At 61.5% G+C, this 17,821-nt stretch carries 15 protein-coding genes; all 15 read right to left on the bottom strand.

Translation table 11 applies throughout. The features are described from left to right. Nucleotides 1-34: 34 nt before the first annotated feature. The gene (locus K359_RS0114045) at nucleotides 35-1,339 is read right to left on the bottom strand and encodes a nucleotide sugar dehydrogenase (protein WP_029079920.1); all 1,305 of its coding nucleotides are present in this window, start codon (nucleotides 1,337-1,339) and stop codon (nucleotides 35-37) included. 397 nt (nucleotides 1,340-1,736) lie between these two features. Next, entirely contained in the window at nucleotides 1,737-2,798 is a 1,062-nt protein-coding gene (wecB, locus tag K359_RS0114050) for a non-hydrolyzing UDP-N-acetylglucosamine 2-epimerase (protein WP_029079921.1), read from the bottom strand. Then, nucleotides 2,798-3,856, bottom strand: a complete 1,059-nt coding sequence (locus K359_RS0114055) for an NAD-dependent epimerase/dehydratase family protein (RefSeq protein WP_035976565.1) — start codon at nucleotides 3,854-3,856, stop codon at nucleotides 2,798-2,800. Before K359_RS0114055 ends, wecB begins: the two co-directional genes overlap by 1 nt. Nucleotides 3,857-3,858: 2 nt before the next feature. Beyond that, a complete protein-coding gene (locus K359_RS0114060) occupies nucleotides 3,859-4,791 on the bottom strand; it encodes an NAD-dependent epimerase/dehydratase family protein (RefSeq protein ID WP_029079923.1) in 933 nt (310 codons plus the stop codon). A 13-nt stretch (nucleotides 4,792-4,804) separates the two neighbouring features. Further along, nucleotides 4,805-5,752 carry an NAD-dependent epimerase/dehydratase family protein gene (locus K359_RS0114065; RefSeq protein ID WP_029079924.1) on the bottom strand — a complete coding sequence of 316 codons (948 nt, stop codon included), beginning with the start codon at nucleotides 5,750-5,752 and terminating at the stop codon, nucleotides 4,805-4,807. Nucleotides 5,753-5,775: 23 nt separating this feature from the next. After that, complete coding sequence (gene asnB, locus K359_RS0114070; protein ID WP_029079925.1) at nucleotides 5,776-7,692, bottom strand: asparagine synthase (glutamine-hydrolyzing); 1,917 nt, start codon at nucleotides 7,690-7,692, stop codon at nucleotides 5,776-5,778. Nucleotides 7,693-7,739: 47 nt separating this feature from the next. Then, nucleotides 7,740-9,068, bottom strand: coding sequence for a hypothetical protein (locus tag K359_RS0114075; RefSeq protein WP_029079926.1), 1,329 nt, complete (start codon nucleotides 9,066-9,068; stop codon nucleotides 7,740-7,742). A gap of 44 nt (nucleotides 9,069-9,112) precedes the next feature. After that, nucleotides 9,113-10,597: a hypothetical protein gene (locus K359_RS51910; RefSeq protein WP_156928493.1), complete on the bottom strand. Its 1,485-nt coding sequence runs from the start codon at nucleotides 10,595-10,597 to the stop codon at nucleotides 9,113-9,115. Next, nucleotides 10,573-11,169: an acyltransferase gene (locus tag K359_RS0114085; RefSeq protein WP_084518385.1), complete on the bottom strand. Its 597-nt coding sequence runs from the start codon at nucleotides 11,167-11,169 to the stop codon at nucleotides 10,573-10,575. Before K359_RS0114085 ends, K359_RS51910 begins: the two co-directional genes overlap by 25 nt. Further along, nucleotides 11,166-12,104 (bottom strand): Gfo/Idh/MocA family oxidoreductase, encoded by a 939-nt coding sequence (locus K359_RS0114090; protein WP_029079928.1) that lies wholly within the window; start codon nucleotides 12,102-12,104, stop codon nucleotides 11,166-11,168. The genes K359_RS0114085 and K359_RS0114090 overlap by 4 nt, the downstream gene beginning before the upstream one ends. Nucleotides 12,105-12,239: 135 nt before the next feature. Next, a complete protein-coding gene (locus K359_RS0114095; RefSeq protein ID WP_029079929.1) occupies nucleotides 12,240-12,755 on the bottom strand; it encodes a transcription termination/antitermination protein NusG in 516 nt (171 codons plus the stop codon). Beyond that, nucleotides 12,755-13,393, bottom strand: a complete 639-nt coding sequence (locus K359_RS0114100; protein ID WP_029079930.1) for a winged helix-turn-helix transcriptional regulator — start codon at nucleotides 13,391-13,393, stop codon at nucleotides 12,755-12,757. Before K359_RS0114100 ends, K359_RS0114095 begins: the two co-directional genes overlap by 1 nt. Before the next feature lie 137 nt (nucleotides 13,394-13,530). Further along, on the bottom strand, nucleotides 13,531-14,748 hold the full coding sequence (locus K359_RS0114105; protein ID WP_029079931.1) for a glycosyltransferase family 4 protein: 1,218 nt from the start codon (nucleotides 14,746-14,748) through the stop codon (nucleotides 13,531-13,533). After that, nucleotides 14,745-15,848, bottom strand: a complete 1,104-nt coding sequence (locus K359_RS0114110) for a glycosyltransferase family 4 protein (RefSeq protein ID WP_029079932.1) — start codon at nucleotides 15,846-15,848, stop codon at nucleotides 14,745-14,747. Before K359_RS0114110 ends, K359_RS0114105 begins: the two co-directional genes overlap by 4 nt. Then, nucleotides 15,845-17,659: an asparagine synthase (glutamine-hydrolyzing) gene (gene asnB, locus K359_RS51915; protein WP_051346125.1), complete on the bottom strand. Its 1,815-nt coding sequence runs from the start codon at nucleotides 17,657-17,659 to the stop codon at nucleotides 15,845-15,847. Before asnB (K359_RS51915) ends, K359_RS0114110 begins: the two co-directional genes overlap by 4 nt. Nucleotides 17,660-17,821: the final 162 nt, after the last annotated feature.

The following is a 17,821-nucleotide window of genomic DNA, read 5'->3' on the forward strand; positions in this document are numbered from 1 at the left end:
CGCGACGAGATCGCCTGTGCGCGAATGATATCGTCTACGCGCGAATGATATTGTCTGCCGGCTCAGGGAACTTGCCGCGACAGTCGACAAGCAGCGGCGCGTGCGCGCCGAGCAGCTGGTAGTCGAACTTGTCGTGGTCGGTCGCTAGCAGGACGCAATCGAAGCGCCGCAGATTGGCCTCGGTGAGCGCGACACTCGCCAGGTCGAACGAATGCGCCCGCATCTTCGGGAACGCGGGAACGTGCGGATCGCTGTAGGCGACCTTGGCGCCGAGATCGCGAAGCTTCTCCATCAGCAGCACGGAAGGCGACTCGCGAACGTCGTCGACGTTCTTCTTGTAGGCAATGCCGAGGACCAGGATCGAGCTGCCGCTGATCGACTTGTGCCTCTGATTGAGCGCCAGCGAGATCTTCGACACCACGTAATCGGGCATCGAGGAATTGATCTCGCCAGCGAGCTCGATGAAACGTGTATGCATGCCGTATTCCCGCGCCTTCCAGGTCAGGTAGAACGGGTCGATCGGAATGCAGTGCCCGCCGATGCCGGGACCGGGATAGTACGGCACAAATCCGAACGGCTTGGTTGCTGCCGCGCGGATCACCTCGTGAATGTCGATCCCCATCTTGTCGGCGACCATCTTCATTTCGTTGACGAGGCCGATGTTCACCGAACGATGGATGTTCTCCAGCAGCTTGGTCAGCTCGGCAGCCTGTGTCGAGCTCACCGGAACGACCTTGTCGATCACCTGACGATAGAGGGCGATGCCGGCCTCGAGGCACGCGGGCGTGCAGCCACCGCAGACCTTCGGGATCGACCGGGTCGAGAAGTTCTGGTTGCCGGGATCTTCGCGTTCCGGCGAGAACACCAGGAAAATATCGGTGCCGACGCTGAAGCCGCACTTTTCGATGCGCGGCTTCAGTTCCTCCTCGGTCGTGCCGGGATAGGTCGTGCTTTCGAGCGACAGCACCATCCCCTTGTGGAGATATGGCAGCAGCGATTCCGTGGTGTTCAGCACGAAGCTGAGATCGGGTTCGCGATATTTGTTGAGCGGGGTCGGAACGCAGAGGATGAGCGCGTCGACCTCTCGCGCCCGCGAGAAATCCGTGGTCGGCTCGAAGCCGAGCTCCGTCGCCCGCTTGATGCTCGCGCTCGAGATATGTTCGATATAGGACTGGCCGTCGCGAAGCGCATCGACCTTGGTCTGGTCGATATCAAAGCCAATGACCTTGTAGCCCACCTCGCTGTAGCGAAGCATGAGCGGCAGGCCGACGTAACCGAGGCCCACGATACCAATCCTGGCAGTCTTGCGGTCCAGCTTTTCGATCAGTTCGGAATTCATGTCTAACGCTCGTAGGTGTGGTTGTGTTCAAATCAGCGTGCTGAATAAAATCCGCAAGGTAGGGAGCCTTTGGCGAGATGGTTGCATAGACGCCCCGTACCAGTCCGACAAGCCCAAAAGCGGTGGGCCGCCATGGCTCTTCAACCCCTCGACGGCCGCTGACGCCGCCCCAGCACATTGAGATCCTCGGCCGCAATCGCGGCCAGCGTAGCGGCACGATGCATCGAAATGTCGACGTCGTGCCGTCACATTACGTGCGCCCGCTGGCAAGCTCGACTGGAGTTGACGCTTCACTGCGAGCGGACAGGACCGCGCGCGCGGCAAGGTCAGGATGATTGTTGGAGACGCTGGACAACCGCCAGCTGGCCCACGGGCACCAAGCCCGTCGGCAAGGACCTCAACTTGCTGCCCGCAATGGGGCCTGGTCCCGCAGCAGTTCCGCGATCTCGAAAGCTGCCCGTCCCTGGCCGTAGTCGGTGATGTCGTTCCGCGCCAGATGTGCCGGTCCCTTCCAGAGCCGGTTCCAGCCGTTTGCGACCGTCTCGGTCCACTCCGTTTCGTCGCGCAACGTCACGCACGGCACGCGATGAAAGTAGGCTTCCTTCTGCAGGCCGCCGGAGTCCGTGTACACTTCGGTCGCGTGGTGCAGCAGCTTCGCCATGTCGAGATAACCGACCGGGTCAATGATGCGCAGCCCTTCCAGGCTCACGCCCAGCCGCGAGGCGGCGCCCCGGGTGCGCGGATGCAACGGCAGGACCACGGTGCGCCCGCGCGACTGCTCCAGCAGGAATTGAACGACATCGCGGAGCCGCGCCGGATCGTCGGTGTTCTCAGCGCGGTGCACGGTGGCAAGCGCGTATTGCCCGGGTTGCAGCCCCAGTTCGTTCAGGATCGTGGAGCTGACCTCGGCCTTCTCCAGAGCGAACAGCGTGGCGTCGTACATCACATCGCCGACGTGGTGCACGCCCTTGACCACGCCCTCAGCCGCAAGGTTCGCGATTGCGGTTGCGGTAGGACAGAGGTGAAGCGTCGAGAGATGATCCGTCACAATCCGGTTCAGCTCTTCGGGCATGCGCCGGTTGAAGGAACGCAGCCCGGCTTCGACATGGGCGACCGGAATGTGAATCTTGGCCGCCGCCAGCGAGCCGGCCAGCGTCGAATTGGTGTCGCCGTAGACGACGACCCAGTCCGGCTTTTCGGCAAGCAGGATCGGCTCGATTTCCATCAGCATCCGCCCGGTCATGTCGCCGTGACCGCCGCCATTGATGTCCAGATGATGTTTCGGCTTCGGGATCGCCAATTCCTCGAAGAACAGATCGGACATGTTCGCATCGAAATGCTGACCGGTGTGAATCATCACCTCCGTCAGTCCATCCGTTTCGCGAATGGCTCGGCTGACCGCTGCGGCCTTGATGAACTGCGGCCGCGCACCGACCACAGTGAGGATCTTGATCGACATCAGGAATACTTCGCGACGTCGGCCACATGTGCAACGTGATTGCGCATGCAGCCAAGGATGCGGTCACGGTTTTCCCGGGTCCACGCGATGGTCCGCTTGAGGCCATCCTCATGCGCGACGCTCGCGACGAAGCCGAGCTTTTCGCGCGCCTTCCCCGGATCGCCGAAGCGCTGACCCGACCGGTCCCAATCACGCGCCGGCGTGAGCGCAATCGGGGTCTGGTTGCCGGCGATCGCATTCACCCGCTTCGCCAGATCAAGGATGCTGGTCTCGACACCCGACGCCAGATTGTAGATTTCGCCGGGCTCACCGCCGAGGGCGCACGCCATCAGTCCCCGCGCCATGTCTTCCACGAAGATGAAGTCGCGCGACGCGATCCCGCCATTCTCGACCGGAAGAGCTTCGCCATGCAGCGCCTTCCAGATGAAGGTCGGGGTGACATTGCGCCAAACCGTGTGAACGGTGCCGCGCCAGCGGCCGGCCCCCAGTATTTCGCCTGGCCCGTAGACGTTCTGGAACCGCGCCTTCACGAAGGGCAGCTTGTACCGGGTGAAGTAGTAGTTGCCGTACATCTCCCCAATCAGCTTGGAGATCGAATAGGGACTGTCGTGAAACAGCGAGACCGGAGCGTCCTCTGTCGTCGCCGAGGCGCCGTCAAAGGTCTTCTCGGCCACTGCACAGCCAGCCGCGGCGTACACCACCTTTTGCAGCGAGCGGATGTCCTTGAGCCTTTCGAACAGCTTCAGGCTGGTCAGCGTGTTGTTGTCATGATCCGCCAGTGGGTCGGCGATCGATGACTGGTTGCCGTGGAAGCACGCAAGATGGAAGGCAACGTCGAGATCTTCCGGCAACGCGGCCAGCACGGCGTCTTCGGTGATCGGACGCGGCACGAACTGGATCCGGGGATCAGGCGGCACGTTCGAGGCATCGGCCGACAGCAAATTGTCGACGACAATGACCTTGGCCGGCGACTGCTCGAGCAGCAGCCGCACGAGATTTGAGCCGACGAACCCGGCTCCGCCGACGACGAGAATGGTCGATCCGTTAAATGACTTCATGATCAGCTCTTTGGTGCCGCCAGGTGACTATAGACATCGCTCACGCCATAGGCGTCGTACCACGCAAGCAGGCGCCGGATGGCCTCATCGAACGGCACCTTGGCTTGCCACCCGAGAACCGCACGGGTCCTGCTCGGATCGGGAACGACGGACGGCACGTCGTCATCACCGACCGGCACCACCTTCACATCAGGATCGGCCGGCAGTCCGAGGTGGGACCGCACGAGGTCGTAGATTTCCTTGATCGAGTGACCGATCCCGCTCGACACGTTGAAGACGCCGGTCGGCGCCTGCTCGGCCATCGCGAGATCCACCGCGGCCAGGAAGTCGGACATGTCGAGGAAATCGCGCTGCGCGTCGCTGCAGAAGCAACCCTGCCCGGCCTTCAAGCGCTTGTAGAAGGTCGGGATCGGACCGATCGCCAGACGCGGCCCGGTCACGTTGGCTAGCCGCAGCGACACGTAAGGTAGACCGCTCATCGCCAGGTACTGCTCGCCGGCAACCTTCGAGATGCCATAGCTGGTGAACGGCCGCAGCGGATGCTCGACCGGGATTGGCGTGCTTTCCGGCCGGCCGTAACACAGCACGGTCTGGAAGTTCAGGATGCGGCCCGCGCCGGCGGCCCGCGCCGCGTCGATCACGTTCGCGGTGCCATCGACGTTGGTTGCGATGTCTTCGCGCCAGTTCGCCGGATCCTTGTAGGAAGCCGCCGAATGCACGACATGCGTCGGTCGAAACTTCTCGAATGCCGAAGCAACGAGATCCCGATCGGCGATCGAACCTTCAATCAAGGTCAGGCCGGGAAGCGCCGGAACAACCTCGCGCTTGCCAGTGGCGAAATTGTCGATGACGAGAATCTCGTGGCCTTGCGGCAACCAATGCTCGATCAGGTTCGAGCCGAGGCAGCCCGCGCCGCCGGTGATGATGATGCGCATCTCGTGGTTCCGATCAGGTGCGGATTTCCGCACGCGCTTCCTTCAGGTGCGTGTAGCCGCCGACGACGCCTTCCCTCTCCCAGCGTTCAACGGACAGACGGGCAATCTCGTCGAGCGAGGTGAACTCGACGGCGCCGAAGTCCTGGAACGTCCGTGACGGGTCGAGGAGGATCGAAGGCGCATCGTCCGGGCCGAGCGGCTTCACTTCCGGCTCCGGGTAATCATTGATCTTCATCGCCCGCACCACGGAATCGTAGAGCTCCTTGATGGCGACATCCTTGCCCGAAGAGAAGTGATAGGTGCCGCGGCCAACACCATCGGAGGCCTTGACGACGACGCGCGCAAGATCACCCGCGTAGCAGAAGTCGCGGCGCGCCGGGGTGACGAAGCACTTCTGTCCCTTGGCCAGCCGCCCGTAGAAGATCGGCAGCGGCCCGGACACGTTTCGCGGCCCGATCACGTTGGCAAGGCGGAACGTCACCCATTCGACCCCGGAGAACTGCACGTAGTGCTCGCCGGCCGTCTTCGAGATGGCGTAGCTGGAATTGACCGGGTTGATGGGATGGTCAAGCGGGATCGGCGACTGCAGCGGCTTGGTGCCGTAGCAGAGAGCCGTCTGGAAGTAGATCAGACGGGATACGCCGAAGGTCTTGCAGGCCTTCGCGATGTTGGCGGTGCCGACCGCGTTCACCAATGCATCGCTGCTCCAGTCCTCCGGATCCTTGTAGGACGCCGCGGTATGGATCACGACCTCAGGCCGGAAGTCGGAGAACAGCTGATCGACCACCGCAGCATTCGCAATCGTGTCCTCGACCAGGGTCAGATTGGCGTGCTCGGTGAGGTTGTCGGCTCTGCCGGTCGCATAATTGTCGATCGCAACCACCGTATCACCGCGCGACAGCAGCATATCGATAACCGTTGATCCGACTTGCCCGGCTCCGCCGGTTACAAATATCTTCATAGCCACCATCCAGATTGAGAAGTTTAAGCACTGACCATCGCGCGGAACTCGGCCGCCCGGTCATGAAACCGTTGGTGCCAGAGTTCCAGACTGAGAAGACCCCACGTCTTTCGGGAGAAGCGGGATTGCTCGCCAAAGCTGGAGAGCACGACATCGCTGTTGAAGAACGGGCGATGCTTCGAACGCTGTTCACCAAAGATATCAAGGACAAAGTCCTTGAGCTCGCCGTCGAACCATTCCTTCAGCGGCACCGGGAAACCCATCTTGTCGCGCCGCTGCAGCAGTGCCTTCGGCAGGGTGTCGCGATAAGCCGTCTTCATGAGCTGCTTCATCTGCCCGCCCATGAACTTCACGTCGGCCGGCACGGTAGCGAGAAACTCCACAAGGGGATGATCCAGCAACGGCACGCGGCTCTCCAGGCCGTGCGCCATGCTCATGCGGTCCTCGACGTGAAGCAGCGCCGGCAACAGGCACTTGAAGTCGAAGTGGGTCATCTTGTCGAAATAGGCTTCCTTCCGCACATTGTCCTGGTTGTTGAAGATCGCGCGGAAGGACTCGAACACCCCCTCCTTGTTCAGCGCGCCCCAATCGACCTCACCGACCATGTCGGTCGAACGATCGACCAGGCGGAAGTACCGGCGATCAAGATCCGCGAACAGGCCATCGCGCCAGAACTCCTTGATCATCGGCTTGTATTCGCGCAGCAGACCGAGATTGGGCACGATCGACTCGATCGTGACCACGTAGTGACCACTCTGGTAGGTGCCGTCGATCGCCGCCTTGATGCATTGCTCGAAATAGGCGACCAGATACCGCGCATAGCCGCCGAGCAGCTCGTCGCCGCCCTGCCCGCCGAGCACGACCTTGACGTTCTTCGCCGCGAGCGCGGACACCATGTATTGCGGAAACGACCCCGGTCCGGCGACCGGGAAGTCCAGATGGTAGATCACGTCGCCGATGCTGTTGCGGAAGTCGGCGGCCGTGATGTCGACCATGTGGAGCGACATATCAGCCAGATCGGTCACCGTCTTGGCGTAGCCGCTCTCGTCATAGCCTGGAAATTCGAGAAAGCGGCCGTGGAATGCGTCCCGGCTGCGGTGGTCCAGTTTGGAAGCCATCAGCGCAACGAGGCTGGAGTCGAGACCGCCCGACACGTAGCCGCCGACCGGAACGTCGGAGCGCAGATGCACCTGCATCGAGTCCGACAGCAGTTCGGTGAAGCGCCGCTCGAAATAGGCGGGACTGCGATCGAAATCGACATCGTACTGCACGTCCCAGTACCGGGACGTCATGACGTCGCCGCCCGCGAGCCGAAGCAGATGGCCGGGCAGCAGGGCTGATATCCCCTTGAACAGGGTCTTCTTGCCGATCGTGTACTGAAACGTGAGATACTCGCTCAGCGCATCGGCGTCGGTTTCGATGTCGCTCAAGAACGGCAGCAGGGCCTTGGCTTCGGATGCGAAGTAGAAGACCCCCTGTTGCACCGTATAGTAGAACGGCTTGATCCCGAACCGATCGCGAGCAGCAAACAGCTTCTTGTTTCTCTCGTCCCAGATCGCAAAGGCGAACATCCCGCGCAGATGATCGACGCAGCGCTCGCCCCATTTGGCGTAGGCGGCGAGGATCACCTCCGTGTCCGAATGGGACTGGAACGTCCAGCCGTCCGAAAGCTGTTCGCGAAGTTCGACGAAGTTGTAGATTTCCCCGTTGTAGGAAATCACGGTGCCGTTCGCCCCCTTCATGGGCTGGGCGCCGGCAGGCGTCAAATCAATGATCGCAAGCCGACGGTGGACCAGCCCGACGCTTCCGGCGTCGTCGCTCCATTGCCCTGAACCATCGGGCCCGCGATGCGCAATCAAGCTGCTCATCGCGTTGAGCGACGCGACGCGCCTTGCGACGGGATGACCGGACAGAGATGCAAATCCTGCAATGCCACACATGAATTCAGAGAACCTCGATATTCAAGATCGCTGCAAAGACACTAAAGCTATCCGCGAATTCTACGCGCGAGTGACAGCATCTGGCGGACAAGCGTAACGACAACTGCGTGAAGGAAATTGGGTAGCAACCTGATTTCCTTCACATCCTCGATGTGATGCTGATGCGCGCGAAGAACGGCGCGGGTAAACGATTCCCGTAAGGCAAGCTCGTCTGTTACCGTACCGGTTGAGGTACCGCAATCAGGGAGTCGTCGGCCCTTCCTGACCGCCGCATCACGAACTTCCGCTAGCAGACCTGCCACGAAATTCCTATAGCGGAACTTCGGATCCTCGACCAAGGCACGGTAACAGGCCTCGATCCGCGCCATATTGGCGTCCTCGTCCTGCATCTGCTCATAGACGTCTTCGACATTCGAGCAATCCGGCGCGAGCGCGATGTAGTGCTCACCCGCCTTCAGGGCACCGGCGTAATTGCCGGGCGTCAGTATCTGACAGGACCGCGCAATCGCCGCCTCGAACAGACGCGGACCAGCGGCGGTATAGACGTTCTTCATATCCTGACCTGGAAAGCAGGTCTGCTCCAATTCCTCAAAGCTGGCCGCTGGGCTGCGCTGCAGCTGCCGCTCGACGCACTCCCTGATCTCCCCCCTGGCGTCCAGCAGCGAACTTCCGCTCTCGCAGCCCAGGGTGAACTTGCTGTTGCCCAGAAACTGGAGCCAGGCGTCGCCAACGAGGGCGTCGCGCGCCTGCGTCGAGATATCCAGCTTCAGCCGGCGATCCGCCATGCTGGAGCGGAAGCGATCGCCCAATTCGGTCTTCACCTGGCCAATTCTTCCGAAATAGGCGGGCAGCGCCCTGGCCCTGTAACCGACGTCGATCTCCCTGTCCTTGAACGGGACGGCAAAGCGCTGCATCAGGCCGATGTCGGCGTCGTCAACATATCCCGTCAGCGCCTCGAGCACCCGGGCATGCTTCCCCGCGCGAGGATAGAACTCCGCATGATGGTCGTAGCAGACGGAATAGATGAGATCGACCTTCCAGTCCGAAAGCCAGTTGTCGAGTATTTCGGCGTGGTCGTACTCGTCCTGGGGCAGCGCCACCTTGACGGCATCCGACTTCGCGATGAAATCGTAGCCATCGAGGAGCCGATCCAGCCACAGCGATTTCGGCCTCGCCCATCTCCAGCACAGAAACGTGGTGTCGAGAATGATCGCGTCGAAGGCCTGTTCGCGAAGACGGGCGGTGACGGGCTGGCGTGCGCTATGCAGTGTGTATTCGTGCTCAGGAGCATATTTGACGAGTGCGAACGCGTGATTGATCGACGTACGCCGCGCCGAGCCAAGATCGTCAAGTTCGTGCAGGATAAGGATGCGCACGATCGAAGATTAACCCTGCATCCGGCAGCGTGAGACTGCAACTGTCACGCATCAATCCCGATCAGCCGACGAATTCTCGTGTGCCTCAAAACGATCCGTTTCGCCCAACGACGGAGTGGACCCGGCGTCAAACGCGCCACATGGATGACCCCATTCGCTGCAACCACCTTCGCGATGACGACCAGACGGTGGCGCACCGTCTGCTTCGCCTTCCGCATCACTTTCTGCATCAGCTCCCGTCGCCGCGTACGGCGCTTTTCGCGCGCGACCAATGCGACAAGCTCGCCTTCGGCATAGCACCGTTTCGTTGCCGCCATTTCAGGGTGATATCGACGGTCGATAGCGCGATCGACCTGCCGGACCATTGCCTCGAAGCTGTTGTCGGGATTGAGCGCAACCTCACGATAGGCCCGATCGACAATCTCCTGCGCCCGCACGGGATCGCGCAGCACCTCCATGACCTCGGCCATGTTGGAATGATCCTTTTTCAGCGGCACATAGTGCCGCCAGGGCTCAAGCCTTCCGGAATAGGTGCCCTCGTACAGGATCATCAATGTTTGCAGCGCGGCCGCCTCGAAGCATCTCGGCGAGATGACGGCGAGAACGACTCGATTGTCCTCATCCTTGAAATACAGATCACGCAGCGTTTCAAAGCTCGCCGACGGATCGCGGGCCAGATGTTGATCCACGTTGCGCTGAATCTCGCCGGTGAAGTCGCAAACGCTGGCGCCACTTTCGGTGCCAAGGACGGCCTTGCAGTTGGCAAGGAACTTGATCCAGTTCTCGCCGTAGATGCGGTCTTCCTCGCGTGTGGACATGTCGCAGGTCAGTCCGTACTGGGCGGCATCCGCCTCAAACCGACCGGAAATCAGCCACTTCTCCTGGGCAAAGCTTCCCAACCAGTCGGGAACCTTTCTCGCACGGTAACCGACATCGATGGATCGATCCTCGAGACGCGGCACCGTCCGGTCGAGCAATTCGCCCGGAACGTAGCCGGTGAGCACGGTTTCCCGGACGACATTCGGCAGCCGATCCTGCGGATAGTAGTCGTCCATGATCTCCTGCGGGACGACGCTGAACAGGATATGGACGCCGAGTTGCCGGAACGCGGCCATCGTGTCGTTGATCCAGCGATACTCGTCCTGGATGAAGGCGGCCTTCAGCCCCTTGAACCTGCAAATGGCGGCCCGCAGATTCGGGCCGATATAGGTGTCCATGCAGGCGACGAGAGAATAGTGGATGATGACACCGTCAAATCGGTCGAGCTCGAGCAGATTGGAGACGTCGCCCCGTGAGTTGAAGATCTGGATCGAGTGCCTGGAGAACTCCTTCAGACCCATGACGTGGTCAATGATCGTGGAGGCGCTGCCTGGCATGAAATCGCAAAGCAGCAGAAACTCAAGACGCCGAAGATTGGGCGCGTCGACCGCGGTGAGCGGAGAAACCGGATGGGTGACTGGGATCATCTGGGTTAACTGAAGTTGGTTTGGAAAAAAACGCCAGCCTAGTGCTTCTCTTTGAGAAGGCATCGACCATCAATTTCAACGTAAGCTTCGCCGGACCGCGGACACTTCAGATCGTTATCGAGCCGCTCGCCAGCCCTGCTCATCCAGCCGATCCTTCTTGCGGGATTTCCTGCCATCAATGCAAACGCAGGGACATCCTTCGTGATCACCGAACCGGCCCCGATGAAGCAGTATTCGCCCAACGAATGCCCGCAGACGATGGTCGCATTGGCACCGATGCTCACCCCGCGTCCGATCGGCGTCTTGCGAAACTCATCCTTCCTGGAAACGTCGGCGCGCGGATTGTTGACGTTCGTGAAGACGCAGCTCGGACCGCAAAACACGTCGTCCGCAAGCTCGACGCCGTCATAGATCGAGACGTTGTTCTGGATCTTGCAGCCGTTTCCGATCCTCACGTTTGGGCCGATCATCACGTTCTGGCCGATCGAGCAATTCTCGCCGATCACCGTGCGCGACAGAATATGGCAGAAGTGCCAGACCTTGGTGCCGCGTCCAAGCACGGCACCGTCGTCGACGTAGCTCGATTGATGGATCAACACGCCGGGGAAGCGCGGATCCTCGCGCATCTCGCTCATTTGTGCATCGCCTTCTGGGCAAAGGCATGAACGCCATTACTTCGAACGAGCGGCGCCGCGCGGAACGTGGAAACGATATCGATCGAGGGGCGGACCTCGTCCAGACGGAAGCCGCGGCCGGCGACGATCTCCTCGTAGCTCCTGGTATGGAGATCGGTGAATCCTTCGGAGAACTCGACCTCTTCACCGTCGACGGTGATGGAGCGAAAGGTCGTCTTCTTGCCCTTCACGCTCTCCGGCAGGTCGTTGCGGTCCAGCGACAGGAACCAGCTCACGTCAGCGCGCTCGCACTCCAGCGAGCCTGCAGCCCTCTCCGGCTCGCGCAGGTGCGCCTCGTTGCGGCTGGCGGGGCCGAACACGAAGCTCAGCATGTCGAAGAAATGCACCCCGATATTGGTGGCCACGCCGCCGGACCTTTCCTCGGCGCCCTTCCAGGAGGTGTGATACCAGCGCCCGCGCGATGTGATGTAGGTAAGCTCCACCTTGTGGCGCTTCTTCGAATTGGCGAAGCGATCGCGAAGCGCGATAATCGCCGGATGCAGGCGCAATTGCAGAATAGTGGAGATGCGCCGGCCGGTATCGCGCTCAATGGCCGCCAGTCCGTCGATGTCGCCGGGATTGAGCACCAGCGGCTTTTCGCAGATGGCATCCACCCCGGAGCGAAGCGCAAATCGGCAGTGCGCGTCGTGAAGGTAGTTCGGCGAGCAGATCGTCATGTAGTCGAGCTTCTTGCCGTCGCGCTGCAACGTACCGACGTGGCGATCAAACAGCTCAAATTCCGTAAAGAACTCGGCATCCGGAAAATGGCTGTCCATGATTCCCACGGAGTCGTTGGGATCGTAGGCCACCGCGAGCTTCCCGCCGGTATCGGCCATCGCCCGCATGTGCCGTGGCGCGATGTAGCCGGCAGCACCGATCAGCGCGTAGATCGTCATGAAATTCCTCTCTTCGAACTTTCTGCTCTGTTTAGGCAAGCTGTTTGCTTCAGGCAAGCTACCGCACTCGGGGTGAATCGAGCGTCACACCCAAGCCAAAATATATCCATCACGTCCGCCAGGCAGCGGACGCACTCAAGCCGCGGCGATCAGATCCGCCCCGACAAGAACGCGAACCTTACGGCCCAGCAGGTTCAAAAGAACAGCCACGCGATGGTGATCGCTGGCATCTTCGACGAGCGCAAGACTATCGACGAATGCACCCTGGACAATTCGCACGGTGTCACCGGGCGAGAAAGCCGGCCTGCGTACGAGTTGGATAAATCCGGCTTCGTCCTCGCGCGATTTCAGCGTGTCGATGACGCCACTTTCCACCGCGGCCGGCCGGTCGCCCACGCACACGAGATGCGAAACACCGAGCGTCGATTGAATGGCGCGCCAGCGCTGGGCCGCAACATCGATTGCGACAAAGAGATAGCGCGGGAATAGCGGCCGCGGCACCAGCTCCACCTTCCGCGCATGGCTGCGGCGCCTCTGATAGCGGGGAAGGTAGGTGGAGAATCCCTGCCGCACGAGGCCCGCCGCCGCCTTGGCTTCGGCATTGACCTGTGTCTGCACGACGTACCAGCGCGAATCGGGCTGCATCGCCATCACGCCCCCTCCGGCTGCTTTGGACGCAAGCCCAGCAGGTCCGGAGCGAGCACTTTCTCCACCCCGAACTTGCTGACCGCCTGGTCGAATACATGTCGCGCGCCGGTCAAGTGGGTCACGACGACCGCATCAAACGGCTCATCCACCAACGCATAAGAGGAAACCACCTTGACTCCGATGAACCGGGACGCGGTTGCATCGGGGTCAACGATCGCAAGGACCGAGATCGGCCCGTCGACCGCGCACAGGATCGCGATTTCGCAAAGGTCCGATTGTCCGGCAAGCACAACGCGCCTGAAGCCCCGCGCCTGCGCGCGTTCAAACAGCTTGCCATATTCATCCTTCGCCTTGCGGAAGAGCGAAAAGGAGTCGGACAGGAATTGAACGGTCAGCCGCGATTTCTCGGAGAAGCCCTGCGGCGTGAGATAGTAGGCATATCGCCGCGCGGGCGCCGACCCGACCTTGACGAAGCCCTTCTTGATCGCCCGCTTCAGGTAAGCGTTGACCAGGCCAAGCGCGACGCCCAGTTCGGCTGCAATGTGCCGCTGCGATTGCGCGCCATCCGCCTCAAGAGAGGTGAGCAGCCCGAGCACGAGCCGGTCGCTGTCATTCTCATCCGTCGGTAGAGTGCCTGCCATCACGCCTATCCCCACTGGAGAGGCTGATAGCGCGTTCACACGATGAACGTCAAGCGAATTCGTTCACGCCATGAACATCGCAACTATCTGATTATAAAAGAATTTATCTCGCGAGCCTGTGTCGCAATGGCCACACGTCAGGCCGGATCACGAGGCTCGGCCAGATACTGCGCCGCGAGCGTCGAATAGCTGTATCGCTGCGCGGCAGCGACACGATCGCCGCGCGGACGCGCCGGATCGTCGAGGGCGGCACGCAGCGATGCCGCAAGCGCATCAGCATCTTCAGGTGCGCATCGCGCGGTCACCAGATCCTCGAGCCCGGCCAGCGCCCGCTCTTCGCAGGCAATGACGCTGCGCGGCGCGAACAGGCAGTAGTCGAACAGCTTGTTGGGACTGATGCCATGGTGATAGAGCGCGTTCTTGTGGAAGGCGACGACCGCGCAATCGGAAGCGTGCAGCATGCCGTGAACGACCGACCGGTCGACTTCATCGTGAAACTCCACATTGCCAAGCGCGGCCGCCCGCTGCTCGAGCGCGGCTCGCGAGGTCCCTGAACCGATCATCACGAAACGAATCTCGGAGTTCGATTTGCCGAGGATGGCAGCCACATCGAGAATGGCCTCCACGGCATTCGGAGGACCCATGCCGCCGGCGTAAAGCACCACGCGCCTGCCCTGCTGCTTCAGCAGATTGATACGATCGGTCAGGGGGTGGCGAAGATTGTCGATCGTCAGCGCGCTCTGGATCTCGCCGTCGGAGACCCCGTTCGGGATCCACAGGAACCTGCCGGCCGGCAAGCCACGTGCCCGCATATGGGGTTCCGCTCCGGCCAGCAGACAGATCACGCGATCTGCCGCGCGATACGCCGAGCGCTCCTTCCAGCCGAGCACCTTCATCAGCGGATGCCATGCCGGGGTCATTCCGAGCGCGATGATGCTCTCCGGCCAGAGGTCGCGGACCTCCAGCCAGAACCTGGCATCGAAACACCGCGCGACCTGATGCGCCGCTGAGATGAAGAACAGATGCGGGCTCGACGCGATCATCAGATCCGGTTTGCCGAACTGTGCGGCAATTGCAGACGCGGCCGAGCCGAAGGCCCGTCCAAAGCTCAAATTGTTGCGGAGCCGCCCGAGGCTGCCGCTGCCATAGCGCGGCGTATCGAGAAACCAGAAGTCGATGTCGTTGATCCGCTGCGGCCCCGGAACGCGCGGCTGCCTGTGCAGATGATGGAAAGCGGCGCTGACCACCACCACCCGGTGCCCCATCTTCCCCCAGGCGTCTGCCAGCCAGAACGGACGATAGTGGCGCCCCAGGCTGGGTCCGCCGGCAAAGGGATGCACCAGCCAGATGTTCATGACGCCGCCCCGGGCGAAGCGAATCGCCGGTAGAGGTCGTTGAGTTCCGCCGCGTCGTGCTGCCAATTGAAATTCCCGGCAACCGCCGCCCGTCCCGCCAGCCCCAATCCGATCGCCATTTGAGGGTCGTCCGCGAGCCTGGACAGGCTGTCGAGCAGCGCCGCGCGATCCCTGAGCGACACGACGATGCCGCAGCCCGCCGCCTCGACGATCTCCTTGGATTTCGGCAAATCACTCGAAATGACAGGTAGCCCAGCGGCCATATATTCAAAAAGCTTGGTTGGAAGTGAGAGCAAATAATTCGGTTCGGGCAATAGCAGGTTGAGTCCGATGAGACTTTCGTTCAGCAGCGTCGCGATCTCACCACGTCCCAGCCTGCCCCTGTATGACACGTCGGCGGATGATTGCTCAAGCCAGGCTTGTTCTTCGCGGCCGATGGTTCCCGCGAGCACGAGCGGCAGACGCACCGCGGCACATGCTTCCACCATTTCGACCAGCCCGCGATCGAAACTCATGCGGCCGACATAAACGGCCTGGCGCTGCCGTTTTGTGGTCGGCGTCGGCTCGATGAATTCGTCGAGCCGCACCGTGTTCCTGACCAGCGTGACATCAGCGCCATAGCTGTGAAAGCGATCCGCTATCGCCGGTGTCGCAGCCACGATCGCATCAAAGCGCCGCGCGGCGCTCCGCTCCACCAGTTCCATCGCGCGCGCCACGAGAGGCCGCATCCAGGGCCAAATCCATCGCTTGGAATGGATGTCCGACGGCACGTCCTCGTGAACGTCATAGACCACCTTGCAGCGCCGGCTCTTGAGCAGGAGCGCGAACGGGATCAGTTCCGGATCGTGGAATTGCACGACATCGGCGCCGGATACGCGGGCAAGTGCAATTGCCGCCCTCCCCGCGACCCACGGACGCTTCCAGCGCGCGACCGAGGGCTGCTCGATCAGTTTGAACGCGATGCGTCCGATGTCGCCTGGGCGCGGCGGCCGCGCCACGACGGTCACCTCGTGACCTGCCTCGGACAGGCTTCGCGCTTCCTTCTCAACAATTCGAATGTCGTTGGCCGAATGGACACTCGACAGCATACAGATCTTCATGGGGCTCCAACCCGGAAGCGTTCGCCCCAGAGCGCCACGCAATAGAGCCGCCAGCGCATTCCGAGGTCGAGCCGGTGGAATTTCCTCTTCACTGCAGCCATGTCGACGTAGCGGGCCAGCAGCGTGCTGCTGATCACCTTGTCATACATCACCGGCGAGTGTCGGTTGAGCCAGAGCTGATCGGGAGCCGCAAAGCCGATCTTGTCCTTGCGCCAGCAGATGTTGGCCGGAAGAACATCCTGCATGGCTGCGCGGAGCGGCCATTTTGTCCAGCCGTGATTGATCTTGGTCCTGGTCGGCAAGCCCAGTGAAAATTCGACAAAGCGGTAGTCGAGGAATGGCAACCGTGTTTCGATGCCGAACCGCATCGAATTCTTGTCCTCGAAGCGCAGCAGCATCGGCAGGTTGGTTTCCGTGATCTCCAGAACCTGCATCTCCCGTGCATCGTTGGTGTTTCGCGCAAAACGGCGAAGCGACTCCGGCAGGGCTGGACTCTTCAGGAACGCGTATCGCCAACGGTAGACGCCGGCTCGCAATCCCGCCAGGCTGGCGCCGAACAAGTACATCAACAGGCGGCTGGCTGAAACGCCCGCCTTCCTGGCCGCGCCGAAGGCGGAGAAAAATCCGCGCACGCCCGAGCGATGAAAGTGGTCGCGGAGCCAGGCCGCATAATAGCGATGATATCCGAGCAGCGTTTCATCGCCGCCCTGACCATCGAGAAGCACAATCACGCCGTTCGCGCGCGCCGTCTTCATCACCTCATACTGCATCATGATCGAGGGACCTCCGAATGGCTCCTCCTGAACCTCGAGCAGGGTTTCCGCCGTCGACGCGAAATCCTCGTAGCCCGGCTTGGTGCGCAGCCAGTTCAGCTCGGCACTTGCCACGATTTCGGCCGCGTAGGCTTCCTCGTTGTTGGCGGCCTGCTCGCTGACTGCGGTGATGGCAAAGAAGCGATCGTTGGAGGTCGTCGCATAGCGCCGTGCCGCCAGCGTCGCGACGCTCGAACTGTCCAAGCCTCCCGACAGGCAGGTTCCGACGCGAACGTCCGACCGCAAGCGCAGACGCGTTGCGTCGTCGAGCAGCTCTCGCAGCAATCTGGCTGCATCCTGCCCGTCAGCCACGTCCGGGCGAGGCGCCAGCGAATAATAGCGCTCGGTCCTGATCCGGCCGGTTGCGACATCGACGCGCATCTTGTGTCCGGGGGCGAGCTTCTCGATGCCCTTGAAGAAGGTGCGGTTGGTATGGTCGCTGAGGCCGCAGACGAGAAAATCCCTGACAAGATCGTCGTCGGCCACGGAGCGCCCGATCAACGGCAGCAACTGGCGAATCTCAGAACCGAACGCGAACTGCGTCGCCGTGTCGGCATAGTAGAATGGCTTCACACCGAAGCGATCACGCGCGCAGAACAGCGTATTGTCGCGCTCGTCATGGATTGCAAACGACCACATGCCGTTTAAGCGATCGAGGCAGTTTTCGCCCCAGTGGACATAGCCGGCCAGCAGGACCTCGGTGTCCGAAGCGGTGTGGAAGACATGTCCGAGCGCCTCGAGTTCCGCGCGGAGCTCGAGGTAGTTGTAGATTTCACCGTTGTAAGTGATCCAGATCGGAAGCAGCCTGTCGCGCATCGGCTGCGCGCCGTCTTCGGTCAGATCGATGATGGCGAGGCGCCGGTGTCCCAACCCGACATTGCCATTGACCCTCACCCCGCGCCCATCCGGTCCGCGGTGCGCGACCAGATCGGTCAGTCGATCGACTTGATCAGCATCAACGAGCCCGTTCTTGGCGATGAGGCCGAATATGCCGCACACGTGGGACTAACCTGTTCGTCTGGGTTTCGTGGACAATTCGACGGGACGCGCAGTCTGGCCGCCGCGGCATGACATCCGACCCAGCGCCTGAGCCCTCCTCTACCCCGTTCACGCGATGAACGTCAACCTCACCGGGTGAAGCAGCGCCCGCGCGATCTGCTG

Origin of the sequence: Bradyrhizobium sp. th-b2 (assembly GCF_000426785.1) — a bacterium.
In the GTDB taxonomy this organism is placed as follows: Bacteria; Pseudomonadota; Alphaproteobacteria; order Rhizobiales; family Xanthobacteraceae; genus Bradyrhizobium; species Bradyrhizobium septentrionale.